Source organism: Delftia sp. K82 (assembly GCF_002193035.1).
Taxonomy (GTDB): domain Bacteria; phylum Pseudomonadota; class Gammaproteobacteria; order Burkholderiales; family Burkholderiaceae_C; genus Comamonas; species Comamonas acidovorans.
Genome location: NZ_MYFL01000001.1, coordinates 3,482,759 through 3,498,514, shown reverse-complemented (window position 1 = coordinate 3,498,514; position 15,756 = coordinate 3,482,759). Strand labels below are relative to the sequence as shown.

Below are 15,756 nucleotides of genomic sequence, written 5' to 3'. Positions count from 1 at the left end.
CCCGCATGTCCTCATCGCCTGCATCGCCCGACGCCTCCAGCGAGCTGCTGGAGCCGGCCATTGTCCAGCGCGCCGCCGAATGGATGGCCCGGCTGTGGGCCGATGACGCCAGCGACGAAGACCGCGCCGCCTGCGCCCGCTGGCGTGCCGAGCATCCGCGGCACGAGCTGGCCTGGAGCCGGCTGCAGGCCTTTGACGACAAGCTGCGCAGCGTGCCCGGCGGCATTGCGCGGCATGCGCTGGCGGACACCTCCGCTGCGTCGCCGGCGCCACGCCGTGGCCGCCGCCGCGTCATGCAGGTGTTGGGCTTCATGGCCATGGCCGGTGGCATTGCCCATGTGGTGCGCGGCACCGATGCCTGGCAAATCGCCGCTGCCAGCCATGGCACGGCGCGTGGCGAGGTCCGCGAGATCACGCTGCCGGATGGCACGCAGGTGGTGCTGGCCTCGGCCTCGGCCATCGACCTGCGCTTTGACGGGGCCGAACGCCTGATCCTGCTGCGCGCTGGCGAAATCCTCGTGACCACTGCGCCTGATCCGCAACGTGCGCCGCGCCCGCTGCGCGTGCGCTCGCGCCACGGCACGGTGCAGGCCCTGGGCACGCGCTTCACGCTGCGCCAGGAAGATGAGCAGTCCCGCGTGGCCGTGTTCGAGGGCGCGGTGGAAGTGCGTCCCGCCCGGGCGCCGGGCCAGGTGGTGCGGGTGGAGGCAGGGCAGGGCGCCGTCTTCTCCGGCGATCTGGCCCAGCCCCCGGTGGCCGCGCAGGAAAGCGCCGCCGCCTGGGCGCGCGGCGTGCTGGTGGCCGACAACATGCCGCTGGGCGAGCTGGTGGCCGAATTGGCGCGCTACCGCACGGGCCTGCTGCGCTGCGACCCGCAGGTGGCCGGCCTGCGCGTCACGGGCGTGTTCTCGTTGCGCGATACCGACCGCGCCCTGCACAACCTGGCGCTGGGCCTGCCCGTGCAGGTGGTCGCGCGCACCCGCTACTGGGTCACGGTGCAGGCGGCGGGCTGAGGCGCCTTTCATCGCGGCGCCTTCCCTGTTTCTTGGAGCCCGTTACCGGCTGATTCAACTTCCTGCCCCTGCGGATTGAGGGTTTGGCGTTCTCGTTCGGAAGACAGGCAAGAGCCCTTGTTTTCTGTTCCGCCATGCCTTCCAGGAAATCCCATGCACTCCACCGATGCCGATGACCCCCAGGCCGGCCCCGGCCCCATTGCGCAGACGCTGCAGCCCATCCGCGCGCAGCTTGTTCTTGCCGCGCTGCTGTCGTTTGCGGGCGCCGTGCTGGCGCTGGCGCCGCTGGCGGGCATTGCCCACATCGCGCGGCTGGCGCTGGCCGATGGCGGCATGGTGGCGGCCGATGCCTGGCGCGTCATCGCGCTGTGCCTTGTCTGCCTGTTCGCGGGAATGGCCCTGGTGTCGGCGGGCGAGCTGGTCGCGCATCTGGCCGACAACCGCCTCACCCACGGGCTGCGCCTGTCGGCCATGCAGCGGCTGGCGCGCGTGCCGCTGGGCTGGTTTTCCGAGCGGGCCTCGGGCCAGGTCAAGCAGGCCATGCAGGACGACGTGGCCACCCTGCACGAGCTGACTGCGCACTTCTACACCACGGTGGGGCGCGGTGCGGGCACGGTGGCCGCTTCTGCGGCCTACCTGGTTGCCATGGACTGGCGCATGGCCCTGGTCTCGGCCCTGCCGTTCGGCATCTTCTTTCTGGTGATGCGCCACGCCATGCAGGCCAGCAGTGCCCATATGCCGGCCTTTGGCGCGGGACTGGCGCGCATCAACAACGCCGTGGTGGAGTTCGTGCACGGCATTCCCGTGGTCAAGGCCTTTGGTGCCAGCGGGCGCGCCCATGGCAGCTACCGCGAGGCCGTCGATGGTTTTACCGACGCCTTCCTCGGCTTTGCGCGCCCGCTGGTGTCGGCGCGCGCCAATGCCAATGCGTTGATCGCGCCCGTGGCCGTGCTGGGCGTGGTGCTGGCCTTCGGCACGCTGTTCACGGCCCTGGGCTGGATGGCGCCCGTGGATGTGCTGCCCTTTGCCCTGGTGGCGCCGGGCATCAGCGCGCCGCTGCAGCTGCTCAGCTTCAACCTGCATGCGCTCAACCACGCCACGGGCGCCGCCCAGCGCGTGCAGGCGCTGCTGCGCACGCCCGTGCTGGAGCAACCGGCCGCCGATCAATGCAGGCTGCCCCAAGGCTGCGAAGTCCGCTTCGAAGGCGTGGGCCATGCCTACGAGGCGGGGCATGACGTGCTCAAGAGCATGGATTTCACGCTCAGGCCCGGCACGGTGACCGCCGTGGTCGGTGCCTCGGGCGCGGGCAAGTCCACGCTCGCCCGGCTGTTGCTGCGCTTCTTCGACCCGAACGAAGGGCGCATCACGCTGGGCGGGGTGGACCTGCGGCAGATCGAGACCCGGCAGCTGTACCGCCACCTGGCCTTTGTGCTGCAGGACGTGCGACTGGTGCACGCCAGCGTGCGCGAGAACATTGCGCTGGGCCGGCCCTCGGCCAGCGCGCAGGAGGTGGAGGAGGCGGCGCGCGCCGCCCACATCCATGAGCGCATCCTGGCGCTGCCGCGCGGCTATGACTCCGTGATCGGCGAAGACGCCCAGTTGTCCGGCGGCGAGCAGCAGCGCGTGAGCATTGCGCGCGCCGTGCTGCTGGATGCGCCCGTGCTGGTGCTGGACGAACCCACGGCCGCCGCCGATGCCGAGAGTGAGGCTGCCATCCAGCAGGCCCTGTCGCGCCTGGCCGCCGGACGCACCCTGCTGGTCATCGCCCACCGGCTGGACACCGTCATGCATGCGGACCAGATCCTGGTGGTGGAGGGCGGAGCCATCCGCGAGCGCGGCCGCCATGCCGAGCTGCTGGCGCTGGGCGGACGCTACGCGCGGCTGTGGGCGCTGGGCGGGTATGCACCACCGCCCACGCAAGCCCAGCCTTTTACCCCCGCCCTGGCCCCGGAGCTGCCCCCATGCTGAAGACCTTGATGCAACTGCTGGGCGACGATGCCCGGCTTTTCCGCCGCTATGCCTGGATGGCCGTGCTGCACGGCCTGCTCAGCGGCCTGGTCGTCACCGCTCTTGTGCCCGTGCTGTCGCGCCTGCTGGCAGGCGATACGCGCGGCGCCGCGGCCTGGCTGGCCGTGCTGCTGGCGGGCGTGGTGCTGTGCTGGGCCTGGCAGCGCCAGGTGGAAAAAGCCGGCCTGGGCCTGGGCGCCGCCGTGCTGCGCGTGGCACGCCACCGCCTGGGTGACCATGTGGCCAGGCTGCCCGTGGGATGGTTCACCCCTGAGAACACGGCCCGGCTCAACCACGTCGTTTCGCAGGGAATGATGGAAGTGGCCCAGCTGCCGGCCCATGTGTTCACGCCCGTGTTCAGCGGCGCCCTGGCGCCCGTTGCCGTGGTGGCTGCGCTGTTTGCCATGGACTGGCGCATGGGCCTGATTGCACTGCTGGCGCTGCCGCTGCTGGCAGGCGTGCTGCCGGTCACCGCGCACCTGGGCCGCCATGCCAACGAGCGCCTGCAGCGCAGCATGGCTGGCGCCAGCCAGCGCATGGTGGAGTTTGCGCAGGCGCAGTCGGTGCTGCGCGCCTTCAATGGCGAAGGCGGCGGCACGCGCTGGCTGGAGCAGGCACTGGGCCGGCAGCGCGCATCGGGCGCGCAATCCATCCGCCTGGCGGCGCTGTCGGGCGTGCTCAATGGCTGGGCCGTGCAGGCCGTGTTTGCGGCCCTGCTGGTGGCCGGCGCGCTGTGGCTGGACGAGCGCCTGGGCGGCGTTGCAGCACAGGGCATGGGAATGGAAGCCGCCATCCCCGTGATCGTGGCCCTGCTGCTGGCCTGCCGCCATGTCGATCCGCTGCTGGAGGTGGCCGGCTACGCCGACTCGCTGCGCGCCGCGCGCGTGCAGCTCGATGCCGTGCGCGACATCCTCGCGGTCCAGCCGCTGCCCGAGCCCGCCATACCCCAGGCGCCGCGCGATGCCTCGGTGGAGCTGCGCGATGTGGTGTTCCGCTACGCGCCGGGCCAGCCCGAGGTGCTGCGGGGCCTGAGCCTGCGCGTGGAACCGGGCTCGATGACGGCGCTGGTGGGCGCCTCGGGCTCTGGCAAATCGTCCGTGCTGCGGCTGATCGCGCGCTTTTTCGATGTGCAGCAGGGCAGCGTGCTGGTGGGCGGCATGGATGTGCGCCAGATTGCGGGCGAGCGGCTGGCCGGGCAGATCAGCCAGATCTTCCAGGACAGCTACCTTTTCCAGGGATCCATTGCCGACAACATCCGCATGGGCCGCCCGCAGGCCAGCGATGCCGAGGTGATGGAGGCCGCGCGCCAGGCCGGCGTGGCCGAGATCATCGAACGCCTGCCGCAGGGCCTGGACACGCCCGTGGGCGAGGGCGGGGCGCGCCTGTCGGGCGGCGAGCGCCAGCGCATCGCCATTGCGCGTGCGCTCATCAAGGATGCGCCCATTTTGCTGATCGACGAGGCCACGGCCGCGCTGGATGCCGAGAACCAGGCCGCCATCGCCCAGGCGCTGGCGCGGCTGCGCGGCCGGCGCACGCTGATCGTGATTGCCCACCAACTGTCCACCGTGGCCATGGCCGACCAGATCCTCGTGCTGGACCAGGGCTGCGTCAGCGAGCAGGGCACGCCGCAGCAGCTGGCGCAGGCGCAAGGTCTGTACGCGCGCTTTCTGGCGCGGCGGCGCGCCGCCAAGGGCTGGCGCATTGCGGGAACGCGCACGGGAACGGCCACAGGCACGGGCGAGGACCTCCGTTGAGCGAGCTTGCGAAGCCAAAGACAGGGGCGCAGGCCCCGCGCCTGGCGCCGTGGCTGCTGCCGTTTGCCGCGCTGTGCTGCGCGTCCGTGCTCATCGGCGCGCGGCAGGTGGACTGGGGGCAGCTGCTGTCGCTGTCGGGCGATGCCTGGCTCACCCTCACGGCCAGCCGCCTGCCGCGCCTGGCAGCGCTGGTACTCACGGGCGTAGGTCTGTCGGTGTGCGGCGTGGTGCTGCAGCAGATCGTGCAGAACCGCTTTGTGGAGCCTGCTACCTGCGGCGGGCTGGATGCGGCCAAGCTGGGCATTCTGGTGTCGCTGACGGTGGCGCCCGCCTCGGCCTTCACCTCGGGCGCGTGGGGCGTGGCCTGGCGCATGGTGTTCGCGCTGGTGTTCTGCCTGGGCGCCAGCCTGCTGTACGTGGCCATCATCCGCCGCATGCGCCTGCGCAACCTGGTGCTGGTGCCCGTGGTGGGCCTGATGTACGGCAGCGTGCTCAGCGCCATCGCCGAGTTCTGGGCCTTTCGCCACAACCTGCTGCAAAGCATGCAGGGCTGGCTGCTGGGCGACTTCTCGCGCATCGTGCAGGGGCACTACGAAATCATCTATCTCATCGTGCCCATCGTGGCGCTCACCTATGCGTTTGCGCACCGCTTCACCGTGCTGGGCATGGGCGAGGGCATGGCCACCAGCCTGGGCCTGAGCTATCCGGCCCTGGCCACACTGGGCCTGGTGCTGGTGGCCGTCACCGTCTCGGCCACGGTCATCACCGTGGGCGCCATTCCCTTCGTGGGCCTGGTCATTCCCAACCTGGTGGCCATGCGCTGCGGCGAGAACCTGGGCCGCACCCTGCCCATCGTCGCGCTTAGCGGCGCCTCGCTGCTGCTGGCCTGCGACATCGTGGGCCGGCTGATCATGCACCCCTTCGAGGTGCCGATCGGCCTGACGGCGGGTAGCGTGGGCGGCGTGCTCTTCCTCGTGCTCATCCTGCGCAAGAGGCCGTGATGCGCAAGGCCTTGCCTCAGACAACCGCATGGATTGCGGCTGCCGTGGTTGCCGTCGCGCTGGCGGCCTGCTTCGTGCTGCTGGGCTCGGGGCTGGACTTCGGCTATGTCATTCCACGGCGGCTGACACGGCTGTCGGCCATCGTCATCGGCGGCATCTGCATTGCGCTGTCGTCCATCGTCTTCCAGACGCTTGCGGGCAACCGCATCCTCACCCCCGCCATCATGGGTTACGAGGCGGTCTACCTGCTGCTGCAGGCGCTGCTGGTGCTGGCCATGGGCGTGCAAAGCCTGGTGGTGCTGGGCCCCAGCGGCAACTTCTGGCTGTCGGTGGCCTGCATGCTGGGCTACTCCTGGGCCCTGCAAAGCTGGCTGCTGGGCGGGGGCCGGGACAACGTGTACTTCCTGCTGCTGCTGGGCCTGGTGCTGGGCATGGTGATAGGCACCTTCACGCAGTTCGTGCAGCTGCGCATCAGCCCGGGCGAATTCTCGGTGCTGCAGGGCTACAGCTACACCTCGTTCAACCGCGCCCGGCCCGCGCAGCTGCTGTGGTCGGCGCTGATCGTGGCCGTGGCCTGCGTGATCGTGCGGCGCAGCCTGCCCGTGCTGGATGTGCTGGCCCTGGGCCGCGAGCAGGCCATCTCGCTGGGCGTGCACTACCAGCGCCAGCTGCGCCTGCAGCTGGCGCTGATTGCCGCGCTGGTGGCGGTGTCCACCAGCCTGCTGGGGCCCACGGCCTTCATGGGCATCTTCGTGGCCCACATCAGCTATGCGCTGGCGGGCACGGCGCGCCACCGCGTCACGCTGCCGCTGGGCTGCGCCGTGGCCGTGTCCATCTTCATCGCGGCGCAGCTGGCGGTGGAGCATGTCTTCAACTACCGCACCTCGGTGGGCATCCTCGTCAACCTGGTTTGCGGCAGCTACTTCCTCGCGCTCATGGTGCGCGGGCGTGGCCGGGCCTGAGCCGGCCCCCGGCCTCCCAAAAACACCCAATGCAATGCATCCCATTTTTCAGGAGAGAAAGCCAGTGACCCGTCTGTTCCGCACTCCCCATCACGCTTCCATGTTGGCCCTGGCCGCTGCCCTGGCCCTGTCGGCCTGCGACCGGCCCGCCAAACCGTCGGCACAGGCCGCAGCGCCGCAGGCGGCGGCCGGCGAGTTCAAGCCCGTCACCGTGCAGCACCAGCTGGGCACCACGGTGGTGGAGCGCCCGCCGCAGCGCGTGGCCGCGCTGGACATGAACGAGGCCGACTTCCTCGACCAGCTCGGCGTGCCCATTGCCGGCATGCCCAAGGACTTCGTGCCCCACTTCCTGGCCCGGTACAAGGACGATGCCAGCGTGCAGGACCTGGGCTCCATCGTCCAGCCCAACCTGGAGCGCGTGCACGCGCTCAAGCCTGACCTTGTGCTGATCTCGCCCATCCAGGCCAGCGCCTACCAGGAGCTTTCGGGCTTTGCGCCCACGGTGCATTTCGACGTGGACTTCAGGAACAGCGGCACCCGGCACCTGGACACCGTGCGCGATCATCTGCTCACCCTGGGCCGCATCTTCGGCAAGGAGGACCTGGCGCGCGCCAAGGCCGCCGAGATGGACGACAAGGTCGCCCAGGCCCGGCGCGCCACCGAGGGCCGTGCGGAGACGGCCCTCATCGTCATGCACAACAACGGCGCCTTCAGCTCCTTCGGGCCGCAGTCGCGCTACGGCTTTGTCTTCAACGCGCTGGGCGTCAAGCCCGCCAGCACGGCGGCCGAGGCCGACCTGCACGGCCAGCCCATCTCCAGCGAATTCATACAGCAGGCCAACCCGGACATCCTCTATGTGATCGACCGCACGGCCATCATGCAGCGCCGCCCGGGCATGGATGCTGCCGGCATGGACAACCCGCTGCTGCGCCAGACCAGCGCCTGGAAGAACAACCGCGTGGTCTTCGTCGATTCAGAGGCCTGGTACGTCACGGCGGCCAGCGTGACCTCGGTGAAGCTCATGGTCGATGACGTGCTCAAGGGCTACGGCGATGCGCCGGCAGCGGGCGCGGGCCCGGTGGCCGCTGCGGTTGCAAATTGATCGCATTCTCGATTGAGGGTTTGGCTTTCTCGTTCGGAAGACAAGGTGAAACACCCAACGCCTACCCGAACCGAAAGGAGTCCCGCATGGCACTACGCCATCCATCCCGCCCCGCGCAGAACGGCGCATCGCGCGCCTTGCCGCACCCGGCCTTTGCCTCCAGGCACACGGCCATCGCCGTGCAAATGCTCTGCATGGCGGGCCTGGCACTGGGCGGCCTGGCCGTGGCCATGCCGTCCGCGCTGGCGCAGGCGGCTGCCCAGGGGGCCGCATCTGGAGCAGCCTCCGGGGCGGCACCCGGCGAGGCCCGCCGCGCCTTCAGCGTCCCCGCCGGCCCGCTGGGCCAGGCGCTCAACGCCTTTGCCGCAGCGGCCGGGGTGGAGCTGACGGTCGATTCCAGCCTGCTGCAAGGCCGCAGCAGTGCAGGCCTGTCGGGCAGCTACAGCGTGGCCGAAGGCTTTGCCGAGTTGCTGCGCGGCCAGGGCCTGCGCGCTCTGCGCGAGGCCAACGGCAGCTACACCCTGGGCCGTGACCGCAATGCGGCAGCGCCCGTGGAGGGCGGCGTGCTCCTGCCCGCCGTCACCGTGCGCGCACAGGCTCAGCAGGCGCCGGAAGCCTATGCCGGCGGCCAGGTCTCCACGGGCGGCCGCATGGGCCTGCTGGGCGACAAGGACTTCATGGAGACGCCCTTCAACACCATCAGCTACACCGAGAAATTCATGGCCGACCGCCAGGCCCGCGACATCACCGACGTGATCTCGGCCGCCGACCCCACCGTGTTCAGCACGGGCATGACCGGCATCATCAGCGAGAACTATTCCATTCGCGGCTTCAGCTCCAGCATTGGCGATGTCACCTTTGGCGGGTTGTTCGGCGTGGCGCCGTTCTACCGCGCATCGCCAGAAATGTTCGAGCGCGTGGACGTGCTCAAGGGCCCATCGGCCCTGCTCAACGGCATGCCGCCCGGCGGCTCGGTGGGCGGCACGGTCAACCTCGTGCCCAAGCGCGCGGGCGACGAGCCGCTCACGCGGCTGACCACCTCCTTCATGTCCGATGCGCAACTGGGGGCCCACATCGACCTGGGCCGCCGCTTTGGCGAGCGCAAGCAGTTCGGCATCCGCTTCAACGGCGTGCTGCGCGATGGCGACGGCGCCGTGAACCACCAGGAAAAGGAAACCCGGCTGGCCTCGCTGGGCCTGGACTGGCGCGGCGACCGTGCCCGTCTGTCGGCCGACCTGTACAGCAGCGATGACCGCACCGACGGCCTGAACCGCGGCATCAACCTGGCCGCAGGCCTGCCCGTGCCCAAGCCGCCCAAGGCCGACACCCTGCTCAACCCCAGCTGGGCCTTCTACGACACCAAGGACAAGGGCGCCATGGTGCGCGGCGAGCTTGACCTGGGCGACCGCGTCACGGCCTATGCCGCCGTGGGCACCAGCAAGACCCGGTACCGCTCCACGGGCGCCTATCTGATCCAGGTCTTCAACACGGCAGGCGACTACCGCACCAACCTGGCCGACCTGGGATTCGAGATGGACAAGAAGTCGGCCGAGGCCGGCCTCAAGGGCAAGTTCAACACGGCCGGCGTGGGCCACCAGTGGGCGCTCAACGCCACCTACTACACGCATACCGACAAGCAGTTCGGCCGCCGCAACGTGCTGGCCCAGGACTGGATCACCAACATCTACAACCCCATCTGGGGCCCGGCCACCAGCTTCAATGCGCCCCCGATCTCGCGCACCGAACTGCGGCTGACCAGCATCGGCGTGGCCGACACCCTGTCTTTTGCGCAGGACCGCGTGCAGCTCACCCTGGGCCTGCGCCGCCAGCAGGTGCTCAGCGACACCTTCAACGTGGCCACGGGCGCGCGCACCTCGCGCTATGACCAGGGCGCCACCACGCCGGCCGCCGCGCTGCTGGTGAAGGCCAGCGAGCGTGTCTCGGTCTACGCCAACTACATCGAAGGCCTGAGCCAGGGCGCCACCGCACCCATGACGGCGGCCAACGCGGGCGAAGTGTTCGCTCCCTACAAATCCAGGCAAAAGGAGCTGGGCCTGAAGCTGGACCTGGGCGACTTCGCCCACACCTTCAGCCTCTACGAGATCCAGCGCCCCAACGGCTACACCGATCCTGTCTCCAACGTCTTCTCCTTCGGCGGCGAGCAACGCAACCGGGGCGTGGAATGGGGCTTCTTCGGCAACGTGGCCACGGGCGTGCGCCTGATGGGCGGCATTGCCTACGTACAGCCCAAGCTCACCCGCACGGCCGGCGGCGTGAACCAGGGCAAGCTGGCAGCGGGCGTGCCCAGGCTGCAGGGCAAGCTGGGCGTGGAGTGGGACGTGCCTGCCCTGCAGGGCCTGACGCTGACGGCCAATGCCACCACGGCATCCAGGCAGTACATCAATGCCGACAACTCGCTGTCCGTGCCGGGCCGCACCGTGTTCGACGTTGGCGCGCGCTATGTGACCACGGCGGCCGGCCATCCGCTCACGCTGCGCGGCAGCATCACCAACGTGGCCAACAAGGCCTACTGGGCCACGCCGCTGTGGACCAGCCTGGGTCTGGGCGCGCCGCGCACTTTCATGCTGTCGGCCACGGTTGATTTCTGAGCGATGACACGGCGCCTTGCCGTAGATCAAGCCGAGCCCGAGCCGGGCCGAGCCTGCGCTGCCGCCCTGCGGGCTATAAACTAGCCCGATGGGGCGGCGAGCATGCCGGCCCGCCAACCCGCCCACCCTCCATTACCAGGATGACAGACGCCTATGGACAGCCGCAATGACAGCATGGACCTGAGCGACGACAGCGTGTTCGAGAGCGCTGCGGAGCTGTTCCGTGCCATGGCGGCGCCCGTGCGCCTGAAGATCATCAGCGTGTTGTGCCATGGCGAGAAGAACGTGACCGAACTGCTCGCCGACATCACCACCACGCAACCCAACATGTCCCAGCACCTGAACACGCTGTACCAGGCCGGCGTGCTGGGCCGGCGTCGCGAAGGCGTCAGCATCTACTACTTCATCGCCAACGCGCAGGCGGCGCAGATGTGCCGCGCCATCTGCGCCCAGGTCGCCATCGCGCAGGGCTGAGCGCGGCAGACGCGCAGGCTGCAAAAAGGGATCTCAAGGGGACTCAAGGCGACTCGGCTAGGATGCCATCCATGCCGCCCACACCCACCCTGGTCCAGCCCCTGCCGCTCGATGCCGACGGCATCCTCGCGCTGGCAGCGCGCTCCATGTTCCAGCTGTTCTCCACCATGAGCCAGGGCATGTTCCTGGCCGACAGGGCAGGGCGCATCGTCTGGGTCAACGAGGGTTACCAGCGCTTCCTGCCCGACCTGGGCGTGGCCTCGGTGGACGACTTCCTGGGCCACATGGTCGAGGACGTCATCCCCAACACCCGCATGCGCCGCGTGCTGGAAACCGGCGAGCCCGTACTCATCGACCTGCTCACCAACCGCGCCGGCACCTTCGTGGTCAGCCGCATCCCGCTCAAGGACGATGCGGGCGCGGTCATCGGTGCCATCGGCATCGTGCTCTTCGACCAGCCGGAGACCACGCTGCAGCCCCTCATCAGCAAGTTCGCCGTTCTGCAGCGCGACCTGGACGAGGCCCGGCGCGAGCTGGCCGCCCAGCGCAACCGCAGCCTGCGCGTGGCCGTGCAGGGCGAGCGCCGCGCCAAATACAGCTTTGCCAGCTTTGTCGGCAGCAGCCCGGCGGCCGTGGAGGTCAAGCGCCAGGCGCGCCGCGCGGCCCAGTCGCTCAGTCCCGTGCTGCTGCTGGGCGAGACCGGCACCGGCAAGGAACTGCTGGCCCATGCCATCCACGCCGCATCGGCCCGCACCGGCGGCCCCTTCGTCACCGTCAACATCGCCGCCGTGCCGGATGCCTTGCTGGAGGCCGAATTCTTCGGCGTTTCCCCCGGCGCCTACACCGGCGCAGACCGCAAGCCGCGCGACGGCAAGTTCAGGCTGGCCGACGGCGGCACGCTGTTCCTCGACGAAATCGGCGACATGCCCCTGAACCTGCAGGCCAAGCTGCTGCGTGCGCTGCAGGAGGGCGAGATCGAACCGCTGGGCTCCAACCAGCTCGTGCGCTTTGACGTGCGCGTGGTGGCAGCCACCTCGCGCGACCTGCCGCAGATGGTGCGCGACGGCCGCTTCAGGGAAGACCTTTTCTACCGCCTGCACGTGCTGCCCATCCGCGTGCCGCCGCTGCGCGAACGCAGGCGCGACATCCCGGCCCTGGTCGAAGTCCTCTCCGAAGAACTGGCCCTGCGCAACGACATGCCCCCGCCAGAACTCCTGCCCGACGCCCTGGCCCTGCTGGCCGGCCAGACCTGGCGCGGCAACATCCGTGAGCTGCGCAACGTGCTGGAGCAGGCCGCCATGCGCAGCGAAGACACCGCCATCAACGCAGAGCAACTGCGCGAAGTGCTGCGCTTATCCGGCGTGGAACCCGCCGCCCCCGCGCCCGGCCCCGAGACTGCACCCGCCCCGTCCCCTGCCCACAACAGCCCCGCCGACACCGACCTGCTGCGCCCCCTGGCCCAGCAGGTGGCCGAGCTGGAACGCAAGGCCATCACCGCCACGCTGGCCGCCAACAGCGGCAACAAACTGGCCACGGCGCGCCAGCTGGGCATCTCGCGGGCCACGCTGTATGACCGGATGGCGGTGCTGGAGCTGCAGGGCTGAGTCACCCGCCGCCTGCAAGCCGCACTGTGGCCAAGAGGCGTTGCGTTTCCTGCCGCTACCAATCCCGGAACCAAGCCCGGAACCAAGCCCGTGAACATGAAAAACCTCCTCACCCGCCTCAAGACCGCATTCAGCAAGCCCGACCCCGAGCCCGCTCGCCAACAGGAACACCTGCAGCGCCAGCCGCACGAACCCCAGTCGGATGCCGCAGAAGACGAAGTACTCATCAACGCCTACTGCACCGTCTGGGACCTTCCGGCGCTCGATTTCCCGCACACGCTGGCCGGGCGCCGCGATCTTTCGGACCCTGAGCTGGCGCCCCATCTTTCCGGCTTTGTCGGCTATGTGCTGGGGCGCGGCGATGGGCAGATGACGCGCAACCGCTACCACGCCATGCGCCACATCCAGCGTGTGCAGCAGCACCTGAGCCTGGGCATTGCGCCGGCCCAGCTCGATGCCTTTGCCGGCTGGGCGCGGCGCGCCAACGCCATCGCCTTTCTGACGGACGGCAGCATCCGCGATCCGCAAGGCCGCATCCTGCTGGATGCCAACGGCGCCGAGCCTGATGACCAGGCTGCGCTGCCCTATCCGCAGCAGGCCTGGCAGCGCAAGCAGCGCAGCGAGCAGGTGCTGGCGCAGCGCGGCTTCACGCCAGCGGCCAGCCTGCCGCCGCTGATCTCCGAGCCCGAACTGCGCATGCGCGCACCTGATGAGATCGCCGCCCGTGCCTTTGCCCTGCTGGCCGTGGCCGTGCGCGCCGAATCACTGAACGACGCACTGAACGAAGCACTGAACAGTGGCGAACCGCTCACGCCCGAGCAGTTGTTCCAGCGCCTGCCGGCCGCCCAGGCTGCGCTCACCCCCAACGAGCGCGAATTCATGGCCACTGCCCAGCCCTCCGAAGAGGCCATCGCCAAGTTCGGCTGGCGCTACGAAGCCGCGTATTTGCTGGAATGGGCGCTGGGCCTGGTCGATGCGCTGCCGTTCCCCGACGCCATCTGCGACGTGCCGCTCACCTCGCGCACCCTGCTGCAGGCGGGCGACCTGCAAGGCGCCCTGCATGCCGCACACATGCGGCCCGACAGCGAAATCCTCGACGCCCTGGACCAGCACTACCGCCTGCACTGGATCGTGCGCCAGGCCCAGGTGCAACAGCAGCCCGCGCCAGCCGGGCTGAACGCCGACGTGCTCATGGAACGCCACCATGCGCTGAACTGGCTGGTGCGCTTCGAAGGCAATGACTGGGATGACGTGGACACGCCCACCTGAGACGTGCTGCGCAGGGTGCATCAAGAACCCATGCGGATCGGGGCGAGCATTATTGCCATCTGCATCGTGGCTTCTGGTGTGCCATCCCACTTGCGCCCGCTGCCGGAAAGGGCGTCAGAGACTCGGCGTAGAACCCTTGGCTGTCGCTGCACAACGCGTAGTGAGCGGCTGGTGGCTTGAACTCTCCAGCCAATTGCTCCTTGAAACCATATGCCGGCAACGCACGCAGGCTTCGGGCATACCGTCGCGTTGCATTTGATGGTGGCAAGCCAGCGGCAGACGCACCAGGGGCCGTCTGTGCTGGACAGGTCGCACAGGCCGTCGGGCTGCCTCTGGATTGGGAGGGATGGCGTGGACCCCGGAGTATTTGCAAGCTGAATCAAACCGTGTCTGCGTTGTTTCCCCAATTCAATTCGTTGCACCAAAAATTGTGATGCAGACGGCACCAGCGGCAACCCCCTGATAGGTTGCGCTCCTTGCGTCGAAGGCGAAGTAGTAGACAGCTGGTTACCGATTGGAGCTTCCGGAGTGGTTAGCATGCCATGCTCATTGGTCGTTTTCCAACATGCTGATTGATTGGGTTGTTTTAATGAATTCTTGAAAGATACAATAAACCTCTTTTAGTGATATGGGGGATGCTAGTGTCTGAGTTGATTAAAATGGATCAGGAAGTTTTCAGATCTCAATTAAAAGAGTTACCCAGACATAAATACACAACTGAGGTTTTTCAGTTGCGAGATATTCCGTTGGTAATGCGTACAAGGCTTGGTTGGCATGTGGCTGCCGCATTGATGGAGCGTTGGTTCAATGGCGCTGCTTTTGCTATGCCCGATGATATGAAGCTGGGAAAAGGACACTATCGTCCAAATGCACTTGGGGCAGCATATTTGGAAGAAGGCTTGGTTACCATGCAATGGGCGCTTGGATTCGCTCGAGTGCAAAATGCAATGTCCGAATTGACTAGAAGATGGGATTCAAAGTCGGGTAGGATGGTTTTGAAATCTCGAATCTTAGCTCAAAGCCTGGGAAAATCCGATAAACCCTGGAAATTCGGTGATCTATCTCGTTCTTCAAAAATATTGGAAGAAACCTGCCAAGTAAATTACATCAAATTTGGGCATCTCAGCGATCCGATGGATGATTTCTATGGGGCAATGGGCGAGGCGCAAATGAACGTTGCAGTGGAGGGTACTGTTGTTTCTAGTGGCAGTGAACTGAAATTCATTCCTGAAGAACTGGGTTTTTATCTAAGGGATGCCTATGATTTCAATGATTCTTTTGATCTTTTGTCCCAGCCATTAGGGTTTTGGGGATTTGAAGGGGTTGAAAGAACCTATCAAATACGTTGGGATGTTGAGACAGAGAGGAAAACGGTGCATGAGAAACCCGAAGATGTAAAAAAATATAAATATGCAGTGCAAAATGATGATTTTCGAGAATGGAGAAGAAAAAACAATAGAGGTGGTGATTTTATGATTTTATCTAATGTTCATAGGGTAAAAATAAATCACCCTCAGGAGATAATTTTGTGAAGATTAAATATAGTAAAAAATGGATATTTATCATCCTGGGGATGGTAGTGGTTACGGTATTGCTTTTGCTGTTCATGATACCAAAGAAACAAGGTGAGAGCATCAGCCCCCGCGGCGTTTACAGGGTTGAGTACTATTACGTGCCATTAGCCCAGAAACTGATTTATCACCAGATGAAAATGCCCATGACTGTGCGTCTTTATGAAGTAAAAACAAGTAGACTTATTTCTGAAAGCGCTGTGGTGGATCTTTGGCTGAATGGCTCAATATATTGGTATCTTGAACCGCCAATGAATAGCATCATGGTGGGAAATGATGTGATATTTGAAAATATTCCAAGGGAGTGCCAAGATTGCCCAAGATTAACTCTTGAGCAAATGACAAATTAGGTCATCGTTGCCAGTAGATGTCGCATCCCGGACGATTGCA

Annotated in this window: 12 protein-coding genes; all 12 read left to right on the top strand. The window is 66.6% G+C overall.

The features are described 5' to 3' along the window. Positions 1 to 5 precede the first annotated feature (5 nt). The gene (locus tag KDK82_RS15435; protein WP_088165392.1) at positions 6 to 1,013 is read left to right on the top strand and encodes a FecR domain-containing protein; all 1,008 of its coding nucleotides are present in this window, start codon (positions 6 to 8) and stop codon (positions 1,011 to 1,013) included. A 153-nt stretch (positions 1,014 to 1,166) separates the two neighbouring features. Continuing rightward, positions 1,167 to 2,981: an ABC transporter ATP-binding protein gene (locus tag KDK82_RS15430; RefSeq protein WP_088165391.1), complete on the top strand. Its 1,815-nt coding sequence runs from the start codon at positions 1,167 to 1,169 to the stop codon at positions 2,979 to 2,981. After that, positions 2,975 to 4,774, top strand: a complete 1,800-nt coding sequence (locus KDK82_RS15425; RefSeq protein WP_088165390.1) for an ABC transporter ATP-binding protein — start codon at positions 2,975 to 2,977, stop codon at positions 4,772 to 4,774. Before KDK82_RS15430 ends, KDK82_RS15425 begins: the two co-directional genes overlap by 7 nt. Continuing rightward, positions 4,771 to 5,775, top strand: a complete 1,005-nt coding sequence (locus KDK82_RS15420; RefSeq protein WP_088165389.1) for an ABC transporter permease — start codon at positions 4,771 to 4,773, stop codon at positions 5,773 to 5,775. The genes KDK82_RS15425 and KDK82_RS15420 overlap by 4 nt, the downstream gene beginning before the upstream one ends. Continuing rightward, complete coding sequence (locus KDK82_RS15415; protein WP_088165388.1) at positions 5,775 to 6,737, top strand: iron chelate uptake ABC transporter family permease subunit; 963 nt, start codon at positions 5,775 to 5,777, stop codon at positions 6,735 to 6,737. The genes KDK82_RS15420 and KDK82_RS15415 overlap by 1 nt, the downstream gene beginning before the upstream one ends. 64 nt (positions 6,738 to 6,801) lie before the next feature. Further along, on the top strand, positions 6,802 to 7,839 hold the full coding sequence (locus KDK82_RS15410) for a siderophore ABC transporter substrate-binding protein (RefSeq protein ID WP_088165387.1): 1,038 nt from the start codon (positions 6,802 to 6,804) through the stop codon (positions 7,837 to 7,839). 86 nt (positions 7,840 to 7,925) lie between these two features. Further along, entirely contained in the window at positions 7,926 to 10,448 is a 2,523-nt protein-coding gene (locus KDK82_RS15405; protein ID WP_088165386.1) for a TonB-dependent receptor, read from the top strand. Between the two features lie 153 nt (positions 10,449 to 10,601). Further along, the gene (locus KDK82_RS15400; protein ID WP_013803351.1) at positions 10,602 to 10,922 is read left to right on the top strand and encodes a helix-turn-helix transcriptional regulator; all 321 of its coding nucleotides are present in this window, start codon (positions 10,602 to 10,604) and stop codon (positions 10,920 to 10,922) included. 71 nt (positions 10,923 to 10,993) lie between these two features. After that, positions 10,994 to 12,526: a sigma-54-dependent Fis family transcriptional regulator gene (locus tag KDK82_RS15395; RefSeq protein WP_088165385.1), complete on the top strand. Its 1,533-nt coding sequence runs from the start codon at positions 10,994 to 10,996 to the stop codon at positions 12,524 to 12,526. 96 nt (positions 12,527 to 12,622) lie between these two features. Further along, positions 12,623 to 13,795 carry a DUF4272 domain-containing protein gene (locus tag KDK82_RS15390; RefSeq protein WP_088165384.1) on the top strand — a complete coding sequence of 391 codons (1,173 nt, stop codon included), beginning with the start codon at positions 12,623 to 12,625 and terminating at the stop codon, positions 13,793 to 13,795. Between the two features lie 659 nt (positions 13,796 to 14,454). After that, the gene (locus KDK82_RS15385) at positions 14,455 to 15,327 is read left to right on the top strand and encodes a DUF6402 family protein (RefSeq protein ID WP_256974489.1); all 873 of its coding nucleotides are present in this window, start codon (positions 14,455 to 14,457) and stop codon (positions 15,325 to 15,327) included. After that, positions 15,324 to 15,716 carry a hypothetical protein gene (locus KDK82_RS33205; protein ID WP_256974488.1) on the top strand — a complete coding sequence of 131 codons (393 nt, stop codon included), beginning with the start codon at positions 15,324 to 15,326 and terminating at the stop codon, positions 15,714 to 15,716. The genes KDK82_RS15385 and KDK82_RS33205 overlap by 4 nt, the downstream gene beginning before the upstream one ends. Positions 15,717 to 15,756: the final 40 nt, after the last annotated feature.